The 15618-nt window shown below is 39.7% G+C and carries 13 protein-coding genes and 1 pseudogene; 3 read left to right on the top strand and 11 right to left on the bottom strand.

What is annotated here, in order from left to right:
* Positions 1 to 2 precede the first annotated feature (2 nt).
* The 7 genes and pseudogenes from CVS84_RS08325 to groES all read right to left on the bottom strand — a co-directional run bounded on the left by CVS84_RS08325 (position 3) and on the right by groES (position 7490).
* The gene (locus CVS84_RS08325) at positions 3 to 599 is read right to left on the bottom strand and encodes a D-sedoheptulose 7-phosphate isomerase (protein ID WP_107691892.1); all 597 of its coding nucleotides are present in this window, start codon (positions 597 to 599) and stop codon (positions 3 to 5) included.
* Positions 587 to 1609 carry a dehydrogenase gene (locus tag CVS84_RS08320; protein ID WP_107691891.1) on the bottom strand — a complete coding sequence of 341 codons (1023 nt, stop codon included), beginning with the start codon at positions 1607 to 1609 and terminating at the stop codon, positions 587 to 589. The genes CVS84_RS08325 and CVS84_RS08320 overlap by 13 nt, the downstream gene beginning before the upstream one ends.
* Before the next feature lie 19 nt (positions 1610 to 1628).
* Positions 1629 to 2663: a GDP-mannose 4,6-dehydratase gene (locus tag CVS84_RS08315; protein ID WP_107691890.1), complete on the bottom strand. Its 1035-nt coding sequence runs from the start codon at positions 2661 to 2663 to the stop codon at positions 1629 to 1631.
* A 32-nt stretch (positions 2664 to 2695) separates the two neighbouring features.
* Positions 2696 to 4041, bottom strand: a pseudogene (locus tag CVS84_RS08310) (mannose-1-phosphate guanylyltransferase/mannose-6-phosphate isomerase).
* Between the two features lie 2 nt (positions 4042 to 4043).
* Entirely contained in the window at positions 4044 to 5444 is a 1401-nt protein-coding gene (locus CVS84_RS08305) for a phosphomannomutase/phosphoglucomutase (RefSeq protein WP_107691889.1), read from the bottom strand.
* A gap of 134 nt (positions 5445 to 5578) precedes the next feature.
* Positions 5579 to 7213, bottom strand: a complete 1635-nt coding sequence (groL, locus tag CVS84_RS08300) for a chaperonin GroEL (RefSeq protein ID WP_002940160.1) — start codon at positions 7211 to 7213, stop codon at positions 5579 to 5581.
* Positions 7214 to 7229: 16 nt separating this feature from the next.
* Entirely contained in the window at positions 7230 to 7490 is a 261-nt protein-coding gene (gene groES, locus CVS84_RS08295) for a co-chaperone GroES (protein WP_107691888.1), read from the bottom strand.
* Positions 7491 to 7658: 168 nt separating this feature from the next.
* Here groES and CVS84_RS08290 point away from each other — a divergent pair, with 168 nt between their 5' ends.
* On the top strand, positions 7659 to 10202 hold the full coding sequence (locus CVS84_RS08290) for a tryptophanyl-tRNA synthetase (RefSeq protein ID WP_107691887.1): 2544 nt from the start codon (positions 7659 to 7661) through the stop codon (positions 10200 to 10202).
* A 206-nt stretch (positions 10203 to 10408) separates the two neighbouring features.
* Positions 10409 to 11059 carry a hypothetical protein gene (locus tag CVS84_RS08285; protein WP_107691886.1) on the top strand — a complete coding sequence of 217 codons (651 nt, stop codon included), beginning with the start codon at positions 10409 to 10411 and terminating at the stop codon, positions 11057 to 11059.
* Positions 11060 to 11296: 237 nt separating this feature from the next.
* On the opposite strand, the gene CVS84_RS08280 is transcribed toward CVS84_RS08285, so the two are convergent.
* The 4 genes from CVS84_RS08280 to CVS84_RS08265 form a co-directional block, all read right to left on the bottom strand.
* Positions 11297 to 12268: a phage late control D family protein gene (locus CVS84_RS08280; protein WP_107691885.1), complete on the bottom strand. Its 972-nt coding sequence runs from the start codon at positions 12266 to 12268 to the stop codon at positions 11297 to 11299.
* Positions 12262 to 12453 carry a tail protein X gene (locus tag CVS84_RS08275; protein WP_107691884.1) on the bottom strand — a complete coding sequence of 64 codons (192 nt, stop codon included), beginning with the start codon at positions 12451 to 12453 and terminating at the stop codon, positions 12262 to 12264. Before CVS84_RS08275 ends, CVS84_RS08280 begins: the two co-directional genes overlap by 7 nt.
* Positions 12454 to 12561: 108 nt before the next feature.
* Positions 12562 to 12936: a phage tail protein gene (locus tag CVS84_RS08270; RefSeq protein WP_107691883.1), complete on the bottom strand. Its 375-nt coding sequence runs from the start codon at positions 12934 to 12936 to the stop codon at positions 12562 to 12564.
* Between the two features lies 1 nt (position 12937).
* The gene (locus CVS84_RS08265) at positions 12938 to 15139 is read right to left on the bottom strand and encodes a phage tail tape measure protein (RefSeq protein WP_107691882.1); all 2202 of its coding nucleotides are present in this window, start codon (positions 15137 to 15139) and stop codon (positions 12938 to 12940) included.
* 51 nt (positions 15140 to 15190) lie between these two features.
* On the opposite strand from CVS84_RS08265, the gene CVS84_RS08260 reads away from it, so the two are divergent.
* Complete coding sequence (locus CVS84_RS08260; RefSeq protein WP_159070080.1) at positions 15191 to 15571, top strand: hypothetical protein; 381 nt, start codon at positions 15191 to 15193, stop codon at positions 15569 to 15571.
* Positions 15572 to 15618: the final 47 nt, after the last annotated feature.

Here is a 15618-nt window from a genome sequence, read left to right as displayed (position 1 = left end):
AACTAAAAACCTTTACCGAATATAAATTCTTCTACAACTGCACATATAGTGTGAGCTATCAGAATATGCCCCTCCTGTATTCTCGGCGTTTCGTTAGATGGCATGCATATACAATAATCGCAGACATTTTTCATAAGACCACCATTTTCACCGGTAAACCCAACCGTTAAAATATTATTTTCTCTCGCATACTTTAAAGCCTCTATTACATTTTTAGAATTTCCGCTAGTAGAAATACCTAAAAATACGTCACCGGCTTTCCCATTTGCTTGAAGTTGCCTTACAAAAATTTTTTCATACCCATAGTCATTTCCAATAGCCGTTAAAACCGATGTATCCGTAGTTAAGGCAATAGATGCCAGTCCTGGTCTATCAAAATAGAATCTACTAACGAATTCCCCGGCAATATGCTGGGCATCTGCCGCACTACCGCCATTGCCAGCTATTATGGTTTTATTTCCATTTTTATATGCTTTAACTATCGCCAATGATACATCTCTTACAACCATACCGATATTCTTAGAATTGTAAATTGCTTGTTTTAGCTCCAAGGACTTCCCAAACTGATTTATTATAAAATCATTAATCATACTTTCCATGCAGTAGTTCCTTCCTTTGTGAAATTGAAATTTATAACTTTTCCACCGCTATTATTCAATGCCTTAACAAGCTGATATTTTTTTATGGGATCGACCATAAAAAACATAAAGCCACCGCCGCCAGCACCGCTAACCTTGCCAGAATATGCACCATTTTCAAGCGCAATATTTAAAACTTTATCTATTTCACTATTCGTAACAGATTTTGCCATATTTTTTTTAGACTCCCAAGATTTGCCCAATATCTTAGCAAAGCCGTTGATATCACCCTTTAATAAAAACTCTTTCATTAGACGGGCATCATCTTTTACTTGGTGCATGGCCTCCAATGGTTTAGGATTTTTTGTTGCGGTATTTTTCTTTTCTTCTTCTATAACGGATGCAGACCTTCTTATCCCGGTAAAATACAAAACTATTGATGATTCAAATTCATTAATAATCCAATTTTTAACTCTTAATGGATTTACTATCACCCTATTATTATCGTAGAATTCCATAAAATTAAATCCGCCAAAAGTTGCAGCGTATTGGTCTTGTTTACCACCAATTATACCAACATCAATTCTTTCTATTTCATAAGCAAGATAGGCTATTTCATATTCTCCTAATGACAAGTTTAACCATTCGCAGAATGCTTTTATTATTGCTACCACCATGGTTGATGAGCCTCCTAGACCGCTACCGGATGGAGCATCAGAATATGTGGTGAGCTTAAATGATAACGCATTGCCATTATTATAGCGCTCTATTATCTTATTATATATGCTTTTATATAAATCCAACCTTCCATCACAACTGATAAGATTGGTCTTTACAACTTCTACGAATTCATTTTGATCTAATGAATTAAAAATTATCTTGTCGTCATTAGTAACTTCTATATTGCAATAAGCGTACAAATTTAGAGTAGCATTTAAAACAGCCCCTCCATAAGTAGAGTAATAAAATTCTATATCCGTACCACCGCCAGCAAGCCCTAGTCTTAGTGGTGCCTTTGATCTAATTATCATACAATATCCTTTGCTATATTTATCTATTTAAAGGAATCTTGCCTTTTGAAATCTCATCCCTCCAATGATTCAGCAAGTCTAAGAACATTTTTTTGGTCGGTATTTCAGGTTTCCAATCTATAAATTGTCTAATTTTGGTATTATCAAACATTTGATAATCGGCATCTATCGGCCTTAATCTGTCTGTATCCGTTTCAACCCTTATCTTATCCTTCATGGTACTATAACCAATTAATAAATCTACAACTTCTGGCAATTTATAGGCTTCTTCACCAGCAATATTAAATACCTCACCACAAGGAATATTCCCTTTTTCACTCTCTAATGATAAAAGATAATAAGCCCTAACAGCATCTCTTGCATCCTGAAAAGTTCTAACACTTGACAAATTTCCAACCTTGACGACTGGCTCTTGTAGTCCAGCTTCTATTAGCGCTATCTGTTTTGCAACCGTACTTTCGAAAAATACGTCGCTTCTTCTAGGCCCGGTGTGCGTCCCCATTCTAGTTATATAAGTTTTTATATTATAAGCTTCGCCATAAAATCTACCCAAATAATCGGTTCCAATTTTACTAATACTGTATGGGCTTGCTCCATGAAATTTAGTATCTTCATTTAGTTTTTCACCAGGCTTTGCTCTACCATAAACCTCACTCGAAGAACAGATGTGAACCACTGGGTCATAACCATCTGTCTCTTTAAATTGTCTAATAACTTCCAGCAGGCTAGCAGTTCCTATGATATTCGTCTGTAGTGTTTCTATTGGAATATTAAAAGATGTTTTTGGAAATGATTGTGCAGCCAAATGAAATATTACATTTGGTCTCACTGCATTAATCATCCTATTAATTGATGCATAATCATTCAAATCAGCATAGTATATACTAATCCTATCCTTTTTATTTATCCTGTCATTTAGATGATATAAATTATCCATAGGTTCTTGCCAACGCATCATTCCAACTATCTCATAGCTAGTATTTTCTAGCAAAAAATCAGCCATCTGCGAACCAACCTGCCCTGTAATACCGGTAATTAACGCCACTTTACCCACTATATAATCCTTTTATATAAAATTTTTATTTATCAATTTCTATCAAAATCGTCTTCTATCCTAATAATATCATCTTCTCCTATATACTCCCCCACTTGCACCTCTATTAAAATAACCGGCATATTACCATTGTTTGCCAAACGATGAACTTCTCCTGTTTTTATATATGTCGATTCGTTTGACTCAACTAGTCTAATTTCGCCTCTTACGGTTACGGTTGCCACACCAGATACAACCGTCCAGTGTTCGCTTCTATAAAGATGCTTTTGCAAGCTCAGTCTTTTGCCGGGTTTAACCACTATCTTTTTCATCTTATAGCCGCTACCCTCGCCTAGCACCTCGTAGCTACCCCACGGACGGCATACGCTCGTGTGCGCTTCGCAAATTTCAGGAAATGAATTTGAAAAGTGCTTATAAACCTCTTTTACCTTTTGCGAACCGCCTTTTTTGGCGATCAAAAGCTCGTCTTTGGTATCGACTACGAGCAAATTTTGTACGTCCACGAGCGCAGTCGGTTTTTTGGTCAGGATAAAATTTTCGCTTGAGTCGATTTGTAACGATTCGCCGATATTTTTTATCTTTTTACTCAGCTCATTAAAGCTACCCATATCGCTCCAGCCCGCATCAAGTGGCACCATTTTGATATTTAGGCTTTTTTGCATTAGCGCATAATCGATGCTGATATCTTCGATCTTATCCATGAAATTCGGACTTATTTTTAGCAAATTCGGTTCGTTTGCCGAACCCCCTATCGCGCTGCCGCAACGTCTTTTACGATACTTGGCGCATATTTTTTCATCTCGCTTAAAAACACGCCCGCCTTAAAGCAAAACATACCGCTGTTAAAATAATATCCGCCCTCTTTTATAAATTTAGTCGCGGTTTCAAGGTTTGGCTTTTCGATAAACCGCTCCACATCGCCGTTTTTATCGGCCTTGATGTAGCCGTAGCCCGTATTTGGTTCGTTAGGTTTTATGCCAAACGTCGCTAAAAAGCCCTGACTTGCGTAACTTTGCGCGATCAAAAGCGCTTTTTTGTACTCCGCTTCGTTCTCGATTAGATGGTCACTTGGAGTAACTAGTAAAATTTCGTTCTCATCGCAGCAAAGCGCCGCAAAAGTAATCGCCGCGGCAGTGTTTTTACCAAAAGGCTCGAGGATAAATTTATCTATTTTTTTACTTCCGCATTCATCAAGCGCCAAAAAATAGTGCGCCTCGTTGCAAACGATGATCGTTTTTTGCGCGTGCATGTTGCGTCTAAGCGTAAGGTCAAAGAGAGATTTGCCGTTAAAAAGCCTAATAAATTGCTTTGGCATCAGAGTGCGAGATAGCGGCCAAAGTCTCGTACCCAAACCTCCGCAAAGTATAACGTTTGTCATTTTTACGCCTTTTGCTTTAAATTTTCAACCAAATTTAAAAATGTTTCTTGTAATTTTACAAGCAAAATTTGATCCTTGGTCTCAAATCTCGTAACGATGACGGGCGTAGTATTCGAGGCTCGCACTAGCGCCCAGCTGCCGTCCTCAAATCTCACTCTAACGCCGTCTATGTCGATGATTTCGGCTATCTTACCTAGGCCTGCTAGCAAATTTTGCGCGTCGCCCTTCTCATAAATTTCAACCAAAACCTCTTTTAGCTTTGCAACCAGCTTAAATTTTTGCGCATCGGTCGTTTTTATCTTTATCTCGTCGGTACTAAAAACTTTTGGCAGTTTATCCAACTCGCCGTCTAGGTTAAAGCCCTTTGCAACCAGCTCTAGCGCGCGAAACATCGCATACGTCGCATCGTCAAAGCCAAAATACCGCTCCTTAAAGAAAATATGCCCGCTCACCTCGGCCGCCATGTCGATATTTAGCTCCTTCATCGCCTTTTTGATGTTACTGTGGCCGGTCCTACCCATAAAGCTTTTGCCGCCGTGCGCGTCGATCTCGTCGTACATATTTTGCGAGCATTTTACCTCGCCGAGAACTCGCGGATTTTTCATCGCGAGGCTATATAGATATGCTAGTTCGTCGCCTTTTATGTTGCGTTTTTTGGTCAGAACCGCAATGCGGTCGCCGTCGCCGTCAAAACCGAATCCTATGTCAAATTCGCCCTTTAGCGCGGCCTTTAGATCGATTAAGTTTTTCTCCTCGCTAGGATCTGGATGATGATTTGGGAAGTTTCCGTCGGGCTCAGGATATAAAATTTGAGCGTTCAAATTTAACGCTTCGCAAATTTCGGGCAGAACCGCGCCGACCGCACCGTTTGCGCAGTCGATGACGATTTTAAGCGGTAAGGCTTTTAGATGTGCAAACTGTTCTATAAGAAAATTTTTATAAGGCGTCGCGATGTCGAATTTCTCGGCTCTCAAATCATCGGGGATTTGCGTTTTTGCCGCGATGTCTGCTAGCACGGCGACTTTTAACTTTTGCAAATCCTCGCCGAAGTAACTATCCTTAAAAATCGTGATTTTAAAGCCGTTGTACTCTTTTGGATTATGAGAGCCGGTTATCATTACGTTTGCGTCAAATTTATCCGAAAACACGCTAAAATACCCGACCGGCGTCGGCAGTAAGCCGATACCATAGACCTTGATCCCGGCTAAATTTAGCCCGCTAACTAGCCAGCCAAAAATCTCATTTGCACTTAGCCTAGCATCATACCCCACGCTAACGTTTTTTGCGCCTCGTCGTAGCATTTCTCGGCCAAAATTTAATCCGATCGCTTTGACGCTCGTTTCGTTTAGATCGCGCTCGTAAATGCCGCGTATATCATATTCTCTAAAAATTTCTTCTATCATAAATTTTTTATCTTTTAATTAAATAATTTTAGGATTATAGATAAAAAGAAGTTAAATTTTTATTAATTTTAGCCATTTTTTAGAAATTTGAGATTTTAGAGATTTACCCGACGGAAAGTCGGGTAAATTCGGGTTTACATCATGCCGCCCATGCCACCCATTCCGCCCATGTCAGGCATTGCAGGCATTGCTTTTTCTTCTTTTATTTCGCTGATAGTTGCCTCAGTCGTTAGTAGCAAGCTAGCCACGCTAACAGCGTTTTGAAGCGCAACTCTCTCAACTTTCACTGGATCGATGATACCAGCTTCAAACATATTTACATATTCGCCAGTTGCAGCGTTAAAGCCAAAATTTGCATCTTTGCTTGTTTCAACTGCATTTGCTACCACGCCTGCGTCAAATCCAGCGTTTTCAGCGATTTGGCGAAGTGGAGCACGAAGCGCTCTTCTAACGATCTCAGCGCCGATCGCCTCGTCACCTTGTAAATTTAAATTTACGCTCTTTGAAGCAAGGATAAGAGCTGAACCGCCACCTACTACGATACCCTCTTCTACGGCTGCACGAGTAGCGCTTAGTGCGTCATCTACGCGGTCTTTTTTCTCTTTCATCTCAGTCTCAGTCGCAGCACCTACTTTGATAACAGCCACGCCACCGCTTAGTTTTGCAAGGCGCTCTTGAAGTTTTTCTTTGTCATAGTCGCTTGTAGTCTCGGCGATTTGCGCTTTGATTTGAGTTATTCTAGCGTCTATTGCTGACTTCTCGCCTGCGCCATTTACGATAGTTGTGTTGTCTTTATCGATAACTACACTTGAAGCTTGACCAAGGTCGTTTATAGTAGCGCTTTCTAGTGTTCTACCTAGCTCTTCGCTAATGACTTCGCCACCTGTTAAAATAGCGATATCTTCAAGCATCGCTTTTCTTCTATCACCAAAGCCAGGAGCTTTTACAGCTGAGATGTTTAGCACGCCACGAAGCTTATTTACAACAAGCGTTGCAAGTGCCTCACCCTCGATATCTTCAGCGATGATTAGAAGTGGTTTGCCACTCTTTTGTACTTGCTCAAGCACTGGGAGTAGGTCTTTTAAATTTGTAATCTTCTTATCAAATAGCAATATGAATGGATTACTTAGCTCAACTTGCATCTTTTCAGGGTTTGTGATGAAGTATGGGCTTAGATATCCGCGGTCAAACTGCATACCCTCAACAACGCTTAGCTCGTCTTGGATAGACTTTGCCTCTTCTACTGTTATGACGCCGTCTTTACCGACTTTTTCCATCGCATCAGCGATAAGTTTGCCGATACTCTCGTCTGAGTTAGCAGAGATAGTAGCGATCTGAGCGATCTCTTTTGAGCCTGATACTTTTTTAGAGATATTTTTTAGTGCATCTATAAGAGCTGCTACTTCTTTATCCATGCCGCGTTTTACTTCGATAGGATTTGCGCCAGCAGTTACGTTTCTAAGGCCCTCTTTAAATATAGCGTGAGCTAGCACGGTTGCTGTTGTAGTGCCGTCACCTGCTTGGTCATTTGTCTTACTTGCCACTTCTCTAACTAGGCTTGCACCCATGTTTTCGATAGTATCTTTTAGCTCAACCTCTTTAGCTACACTAACGCCGTCTTTTGTGATGTTTGGAGCGCCAAAGCTCTTTTGAATAAGGACGTTTCTGCCTCTTGGCCCCATTGTTACTTTTACAGCGTCATTTAGTTTTTTTACACCCTCGTATAGGCGGTTTCTTGCATCATCAGAGTAAAAAATTTCTTTTGCCATTGTTTTTCCTTTTAAATTATTTAATAACACCTAAAATGTCGTCGATGTTTAAAACAAGATATGTTTTATCATCTAAATTTATCTCAGTGCCACCGTATTTTGCAAATACAACTTTATCACCAACTTTTACGCCCTCTATTTCAGTCCCGACTGCTTTTACTTCACCGCTTAAAGGTTTTTCTTTTGCGTTATCAGGTATAATAATGCCCGAAGCTGTGGTCTTTGTCTCCTCTACGCGTTCGACTAGAACACGCTTGCCTAATGGTTGAAAGTTCATTGTTCATCCTTTTGGTTTAATTGTCTTTTTTAGCACTCTTTATTTTTGAGTGATGAAATCCTAGCACTTTTTTCTAAAAAAGTCAATAATTTATAGTTAAATTTTATTAAAACTTTAGTCACTTACACTAAAGTTTTATGATATGTAAAACTAATATAAAGGAAATTTATGAAAAAAATAGCCTATTTAGTAGTGGCTTTGGCGCTGATAATCCTTTGCATTTTTGGCTTTATCTTTAGCTCTTTTGGTAATAAATTTATAGCCAGCAAAATAGAAAAAGAGGCACTTGCTCGCGGTATCGACGTCAAATTTAAAGACTTTAGCCTAGGAGTTAGCACCTTAAATTTAGAAGCAACTGTGATGAACGCCATAAATTTAAAGGCAAATGGCGAGCTTTCACTGCTTACTCAAAGTATGAATTTGAACATAGACATAAACACCGACAAGGCAAAGGCTAGCGAGCTCGGGCTAAAAGAGCCTGTCGCGCTCAAGGCAAACGTGACTGGCAAATTTAGCGACTTTAAGCTAGTGGCAACTGGTACGGCGCTTGGCTCAAACATAAATTTAAACGCAAATTTAAAAGACTACCTGCCAAAAGCTCTAAATCTTGACGCAAAAAATATCGAGCTTTCTGAGATCTCAGCTCTCACTCAAAAGCCAAATTTAGCTAGTGGCAAGCTTGATCTAACGAGCAACATGCAAGGCGTTGATGAGAAAAATGAGCCCATCATTAACGCTCAAATTTTAGCTAGCAACGCAGCGATAAACAAAGAAATTCTTAAAAACGAATTTGGACTAAATTTAGCAAAAGATATAAGTTTTAAAGGCGGAGTAAATACTAAATTTGCAAATGAAAAAGTGAGCGCAAAAACCATTATCATCGCACCAGAAGCCACTTTGAAAGCAAATGAGACGACCTATGATCTAAGTAGCAAAAATTTAAAGAGCGACTTTTCGCTAAACGTGCCTGATCTCGCCCTTTTTGGCAAGCTCTTGGGCGAGCAGCTAAATGGCGCAGTGGATGCAAACGGCAAAATTACGATGCAAGAAAATGCCCTTAAAAACCTAAAAGCGGACATTAACGGTCTTGGTGGCAAGATAAATGCAAATTTTGATAGTAAAAATTTAGTCCTAAATGCCGCAAATATCAAACTAAAAGAGCTTCTAGCACTTGCCCTGCAGCCTAACTATGCAGACGGAGAGATAAATTTAAATGCAAATTTTAGCGGCTTTGACGAGCTAAAAAAGCTTGTCGGCGAGGCTAAATTTGATATAAAAAACGGCCTTATAAATAAAGATCTTGCAAAACTTAAAAATGCGACTAAATTTGAGCTAAAAGGCGGTGCTGTCGCAAAAGGAGAGCTTGTAAATTTTGGCGCAAATGTGCTTAGCGACCTTGGCGAGCTAAAGGATATAAAGGGCGTTTATGACCTAAAAAATAGCCAAATTTTTAGCAAATTTGCCCTGCTTATTAACGACCCTGAGAAATTTAAAGCGGTTAGTGGCTTTGAGGTGAGCTCAAAGATGGCGCTTGCGGGAGATGTGAAGGTCAAAGAGAGCAAGATAGATGAGCTAAATTTAGGTGGAGATGCCTTTGCTGGCAAGCTAAACGCCACCATAAAAAATGAAAATCTTGATCTTAGCCTAAAAGAGGCGCAGCTTGGAGAGATCTTAGCACTTAGCGGTAACGAAAGACTGGCAAACGCTAAGGCAAATGTCCAGGCAAAGGGGCAAAATATCTTTAGCAAAAGCCCAAGTATAGCCGCAACGATCGCCCTAAATGACGGCAAATTTAACGCCGCAACGCTTAGTAAAATGCTTGATAAAAAATTCCCAGAAAACGAGAAATTTAGCTCAAATTTGAGCCTAGACTACAAAGGTGAAGTAGCAAAATTTAGTGGCGACTTTCTTAGCTCGCTAGCTGATATAAAGGGCATAGATGGCAGCTTTGACGTGGGCAAAAACACACTAAGCTTAAAGCTTCAAGCGGTGGTTTCAGAGCTAAATAAGCTTGCATTTTTAGCGGGTCGTGAGCTTCACGGCAAATTTGCATCGCTCGTAACGGCAAATGGCAAAGTTGATGATCTAAGCGTAAGAGTCACTTCAGATGATCTATTTAAGGGCAAGTTCGAGGCAAACTACAAAGGTGGCGTGCTTGATGCAGTGCTAAAAAGCTTCGAGGTAAAAGGGCTAACGCAAACCTTAGCGCTTGATCATCTCTATGACGGCAATGGCGACGCTAAATTTAACTACGAGACGACTCAAAAGCTCGGCAAATTTGACATATTGCTAAAAGAGGGACACCTAGCCAGCACAAATCTCACAAACAATATAAAAACCTTCACTGGCAAGGACATCACAAAAGAAATTTACAAAGACGGCAAAATTTACGGCGATATAAAGGGCGACAACGTCATTTTTAACGTAAATTTAAGCTCGCCAAAGAGCGATATAAATGTCTCAAACGGCACTTATAACAGCGCTACAAAAATGCTAAACGCACCGCTTGTTTGCAGGCTTGAAAAGACCGACCTAAACGTGAAAATCTCAGGCACGACAGACAACCTAAAATACGATGTCGGCTCGCAATATCTTGAAAATAAAGTCAAAAAAGAGATAGGTAGATTTTTAGATAAAAAGCTTGGCAAAGATGATGAAGGCGCAAGCGGCGAAAAGCAAAATTTAAAGGGGCTTTTAAAAGGGCTATTTTAGATGAAAAAAGCAGAAAATTTAAAGTATCTAATGGGGCTTGGGCACTTTTGTAGCGACATAAACCAAAGTGCGCTTGACGCGATGCTAGTGATCGGCGAGTGATAGCGCTCAAATTTGATGCGAAATTTAGCTTGCGCGTATTTTGCAAGTAAAATTTAATGCTTGCGGTAGTAAAATTTTGCAAAATTATGTTTACAGGAGAAGCGATGAAAAAGCTGATTATTTTTATGATTGTGCTGATATTTTGCGGGTGCGGTATAGCGTCAAAGGGTGATGGAGCCTCAAGTAATATGAATTTTCATATAGCAAAGAGGATAGCCATAGATATGTCGGGCGGCTGGATTGATTTTAATAAAGAAAACTACGATAAATTTTGGAGAAATATACGAAGTTCTGGCTATTATAAAGAATATAAATTGGATTGGATTAAGGCTGAGGCTTATTCGATGGTAAATTTAAATATAGAGTTTTTGAAATCAGCCCTTGAAACTTATAAGAGTAAAAATGTAATTAAAACAGCTGATTTTGTGTCCTACGAGAAAAATATCGAAAATTTGGTTCCAACCGTATCTGGTTATAATACCGAAGAAGAATATAAGTCAAAGATGATAATAAAGCAGGCTATAACAACATACAACAAGCAGCTTGAGGTTTTTAAAAACGGGAGCAAATTCGATATCTATCTTTATGTTATGCGAGTTTCAAATATTAGCGATAACGGCGTGAGTATATCGATTGACCTTGTGGGAATAAATGCTGTCGGCAAGAATAAAAACGATATAGAAAAACACTTGAATAGAGCATATGAATTAAAGCAAAATCTAGATAGTCTTTTTGATAAAAACTATCGTTGGTAATGTATAAATTTTAGCAAAATGAACGACCAAATTTATCTCATCGGCGACGTCCACGGCTGTTATAAAACCCTCTGCGCCCTGATAGATCTATCCGCGCGCATTTAAAATGAGAGTATTTTACATTTAAAATGAGAGCGGGACAAGGATAAAATTTGCTTCACTATCATTTTAAATGTAAAAAATATATTTTTAAATAGCCTTTTACGACCTTTTAAAACATATTAAATAACTAAAATTTTACCCCTCAAACTCTATCTCTATTTCATACCCACTCGTGCTAAGTTTATGGCTTACTTCTTTTATACTAAACTCATTTGCTTCTAGCCCAGGAACTCCACCAAATTTAAGCTTGCCACCTGCTATGATATTTTTCCCTTCGCAGCTACATCTACCATTTATTCCGCCGCGTTGCAGCTCGTTAAGTTTAGCTTCTGCTTGTTTAAAGGCCTCATTATCACTCTTTGGCTGAGCTATCTGCATCTTATATACCTGTTCACCACTTCCCACCTTAATGCTTTTTACCTTACCAGCTTCGATGTCTTGCCACTCTACTATTACGGCCGTATAAGAGTTTCTGTTAGCTTCAGTGATCTCTAGCGAGTAAAGATCAGTTAAATTTAGTGTAAAAGTGGGTAAATTCTCGTTTTTTGAAGTATTTGAGGTTTGGCTAGCATCACCCTTGGCATCTTTGGCTGTTATGATGATGGTACCATTTTTAACGGCCATTAAAAAGCCAAATTTGACGCATAGATCATACAAAAACTCTATGTCGCTTACATTATCCTGGATAACAGAAGCTATGTTTTGGTCGCTACCGCTTGTTTTTAAAGATAGTGCATTAATACCAGCTATCTTTTTAGCTATCCCAAAAAGCGTTGTATTTTCCCAGCTCACACGTCTTTTCTCTTTTGCAGGGCTTGCGAAATTTACAGCAGTCGCTCTAACCTCTGTTGTGTTTGCTTTGTAGTCTGCGCTAGTTGTTTGCACGCTAAAAGAGCCACAAAGATAGAGCCCATTTTCATATCCCAACCAAAGTTTAAGCTTATCTCCAAATACTGGCTTTGCATATATGCCAAATAGGGTAAAGCTGATTTCGTCGCTTTCATTGCCCTCTTTATCGGTAAAGCTTAGACTTATTAGGTTTTGTCTGATGATGTTTGTTATGTCCTTGCCACTAGCTTCTAGCTTGAAAGCCGGTTTTCTCACCATAGTTTTGCCTGCTCTTTTGCTGCTTCTTTTATATCAGGCAAAAACACCTTATCACCTGCGTGAAGTGTTGCGTTAAGCTTTGGGTTTATAGTTAGAATTTGCTCAAAAAACCTTAGATGTCCGTAGTGGTTGTAGGTTATAGTATCAAGCCTATCACCGTCTTTAGCTATGTAAATTTTATCCATCATAATCCCTTTTCAATAATTTAGCTCGCACCAGGCGAGCTTAGTCTTTAGTGCGTTTCCAAAGTGCTAAACTTTGGTCGCAAAGATGAGTTTTACTCATCTGCGAAGTTATGAGCTAAAGTCTCGCTTTAGCTCTAGTGAAAAACTTTGCGTAAAAAATGCTCCATTTGGAGTGAAAATCGCTTGTTTTTCACTGATTTTTACTATAACGAAACGACCAAAATACTTACCATTTCCATTTGTAAGTGGCAAGCTTTGACGTAAGGTGGCTAAGGCATAAAGTGGTTTTAATGCGCCTTGTTTATCGCCGTGATATGGCAGTGTTTGTCCCTCTATATTAAGAGCGCTGCTCCCTAAATTTGCACTAAATAAGGCTGGATAGTTTTGTATACGCTCTTGTTCGCTTATACCAAAGGCAGTCTCAATGTCAATGCTATTAGTTTGCTCCCATCTAAATTTAAACCCACCAAGATTTAGCACCATATTATCCCCTTACATCCGTGTTTTTACGGTTAAACTCATCACGTCTTAGTGCGTCTTTAACGCCTTTTACTATTTGAGCCTTAAAGCTCTCTAGGTCAAATTTGCCATTATCTGAGTTAAGTAAAAAATCACCATTAAAGCTAATGTTGATAGCACCACCACCTGTGCTAGCTGTCACTAGAGCTGGAGCCTCTTTTGCATGAGTATCACTATCTGAGCCAAAGATAGAGTTAAAAAAGCCACCGCTATCATCTTTTGGTTTTAGCTCACTGCTTGCTTGCTCATCGTCTCCAAAGCCAAAGAATTCTTTTGTCTTGCTCCAAGCACTACTTAGCCCCTTAATGGCCTCACCGACCATGTCGTTTATCCAGCCAAATTTCTCAGCTATCCAGTCAAAAAAGCCACCAAAGAGCTCATCCCATATCTTGATAACTGGCTCAAAAATAGCGCTTAAAAGCTCGCTCGCTCCTTGCCAAAGATCGCTAAAAAACTTTGTCGTGCTCTCCCAATATGGCTTTACACTCTCCCATATTTCAAGAAAAAATGCCTTTACTTCGTCCCAATTTTCGATAATCCATGCTGCACTCGCCCCTAAAGCTACGACGATCGCTCCGATACCAGTAGAGATGAGGGCTAGGCGCATTATTTTCATGCCGGCCGCAGCCGCGAGAGACGCGCCTCTTACCGCCGCCATAGTCGCCGCCCATGCTTTGCCCGCGGCGTTTGCTATCCAGGTAGCTGCTGCCGCGGCTTTCATACGGGCAGCTGTGATCAAATACGCAGCATTTAATTTTAAAGTATTTAGATATTTAAGCTTAAACACACTATTTAAAAAGCTTATGCCAGTCCCTAAAATTTTAGCTTGTTGCCATGCTATATTAAGACTCCACCACAAAATTTTAAGCATAGGAGCCATGGTGATAATAGCAAGCATACCGCCTACAATGCCAAATAGTGTTTTTGACAAATTTGGAAATTTCTCGGTAAACGCGGCTATAGAATTTGTCACTTTTGAAAGTCCATTTACGATTAAATTTAACGTTGGCAAAAAGGCATCACCTATCGTGATACCCAAGCTTATGAAGCTTTCAGATAGCCTTTCTAGTCCACTTTTAGTAGTGGCTAGTTTAGCCTTCATTGCTTCGTCCATACTGCCGATCGCGCCCTTGTCATTTACAAGTTTTACAGCCTGGTTATATTGACCGATCGCATTTACTAGCGAACCTATATCGTCGGCAAATTGAGTACCGAACAGATTAGTTAGTACGCCCATTTGAGCCTTTTTATCGACTTTGGCTAGAGTGTTTAAAAACATATCAAGCCCAGCGCTAGCATCGCGTGCCATTGCAACCTTTAAGTAGTTTGCATCCATTCCAATGCTTTGCAGAGCTTTTTTAAATTTCTCGTCTTGTCCGTCGATATTCGCAAGCTTATTAAATAGCGAGTTCATTGCTGTTGAGGCCACTTCTGGAGCTTTACCTAGAGACAAAAAACTACTAGCAAGAGCTGAAATTTTATCGCCTTTAAGCCCAAGTATCGAGCCCGAGCCTGCCGTACGACCGATTACGTTTATGATATCTCTTGCCTTTACCATAGACATTTTATCGTCAAGGTAGTTTATCTTATCGCCAAGAGTTGCTATCTCATCAATTCCTAGTTTTAGGTTGTTCATCGTTAGTGCAATCGCATCGCCAGCATCTTTACCACTCATATCAAATGCTACGCCCATTTTAGAGACTAACTTTGTAAAGTCTGCGATCTTTGAACTATCAAGTCCAAGCTGTCCGCCAGAGGCTGAAATTTGCGCTAGCTCGTTTGCGTTTACGCCAAGTTCGCGACTTAGCTGTTTTATCTGCTCTCCTAATTTTTTTACCTCGTCCTCACTTTTAAAATCAACATATTTTTTAACTTCCGCCATCGAGCTTTCAAAATCTACGGCAAGCTTAACCGGCACCACAAAGCTAGCAGCCGTGGCTAGAGTGCTTTGCCATTTGCCCAGCTCACCGCTAATCTTGCCTACATTCGTATCGATGTTTGCTTTAAGTGTGCCGATCTTAGCTATTTTTTCATTTAGCCCAGTAACGTTTTTGCCAACTTTTTCAAGCCCAGCACTAAGCTTGCTAAGTGAGCTTATATTGCCAGATAAAGCACCAAATCCAGCTGTTTTTAGGCTAATTAATATGCCCACTTGCGTGCTATCCATTTTTATTCTCCTTTTCTTGACTTTACTGGTTTTTTGGCTTAAAATATCCGTATGAAACGGCTCATTTTTCTTACATTCGTCCTACTTTTAGGAACTCTTAGCGCCTATATGATCGAGGGTAAAATACCAAATAGCGATAATATCTCGGGCGGACTATTTTTCGGAACCATCTTGGCCGTACCAATCTTCGCTTTACTTAACGCTTTTGGATTAGCCCCGTGCGTCAAAGATCGCCCTACGCCTAATATGGATTTTCTTTTTGATGAAAAAAAAGACAGCAGCATTAGCATTTTTGTGGCTTTAGCTCTAATTTTTTCAGGGCTAATAGGCTTTTTTAGCATTGAATTAGCTCTTGCTTGCGCCTTTGGCTCCATATTATTTCAGGGCGTTATTAAATTCTTAATAAGCTATATCTTTTACGCCAAACTTTGAGATTTGGCCTTTGCAATTTCACTAGCTATTTCTAAAAAGCTTTGATA

It is taken from the genome of Campylobacter concisus (assembly GCF_003048575.1).
GTDB classification, from domain to species: Bacteria; Campylobacterota; Campylobacteria; order Campylobacterales; family Campylobacteraceae; genus Campylobacter_A; species Campylobacter_A concisus_U.
The sequence above is the reverse complement of the archived record's forward strand: the minus strand, read 5'-3'. Positions and strand labels throughout refer to the sequence as shown.

Bases quoted from the DNA above. Each gene is read 5' to 3' on its own strand.
- CVS84_RS08275 (WP_107691884.1), bottom strand. From the start codon at position 12,453: ATGGATAAAATTTACATAGCTAAAGACGGTGATAGGCTTGATACTATA.
- CVS84_RS08320 (WP_107691891.1), bottom strand. From the start codon at position 1,609: ATGATAATTAGATCAAAGGCACCACTAAGACTAGGGCTTGCTGGCGGT.
- CVS84_RS08280 (WP_107691885.1), bottom strand. From the start codon at position 12,268: ATGGTGAGAAAACCGGCTTTCAAGCTAGAAGCTAGTGGCAAGGACATA.
- CVS84_RS08285 (WP_107691886.1), top strand. From the start codon at position 10,409: ATGAAAAAGCTGATTATTTTTATGATTGTGCTGATATTTTGCGGGTGC.
- CVS84_RS08325 (WP_107691892.1), bottom strand. From the start codon at position 599: ATGGAAAGTATGATTAATGATTTTATAATAAATCAGTTTGGGAAGTCC.
- CVS84_RS08265 (WP_107691882.1), bottom strand. From the start codon at position 15,139: ATGGATAGCACGCAAGTGGGCATATTAATTAGCCTAAAAACAGCTGGA.
- groES (WP_107691888.1), bottom strand. From the start codon at position 7,490: ATGAACTTTCAACCATTAGGCAAGCGTGTTCTAGTCGAACGCGTAGAG.
- CVS84_RS08290 (WP_107691887.1), top strand. From the start codon at position 7,659: ATGAAAAAAATAGCCTATTTAGTAGTGGCTTTGGCGCTGATAATCCTT.
- CVS84_RS08260 (WP_159070080.1), top strand. From the start codon at position 15,191: ATGAAACGGCTCATTTTTCTTACATTCGTCCTACTTTTAGGAACTCTT.
- CVS84_RS08270 (WP_107691883.1), bottom strand. From the start codon at position 12,936: ATGGTGCTAAATCTTGGTGGGTTTAAATTTAGATGGGAGCAAACTAAT.
- CVS84_RS08305 (WP_107691889.1), bottom strand. From the start codon at position 5,444: ATGATAGAAGAAATTTTTAGAGAATATGATATACGCGGCATTTACGAG.
- groL (WP_002940160.1), bottom strand. From the start codon at position 7,213: ATGGCAAAAGAAATTTTTTACTCTGATGATGCAAGAAACCGCCTATAC.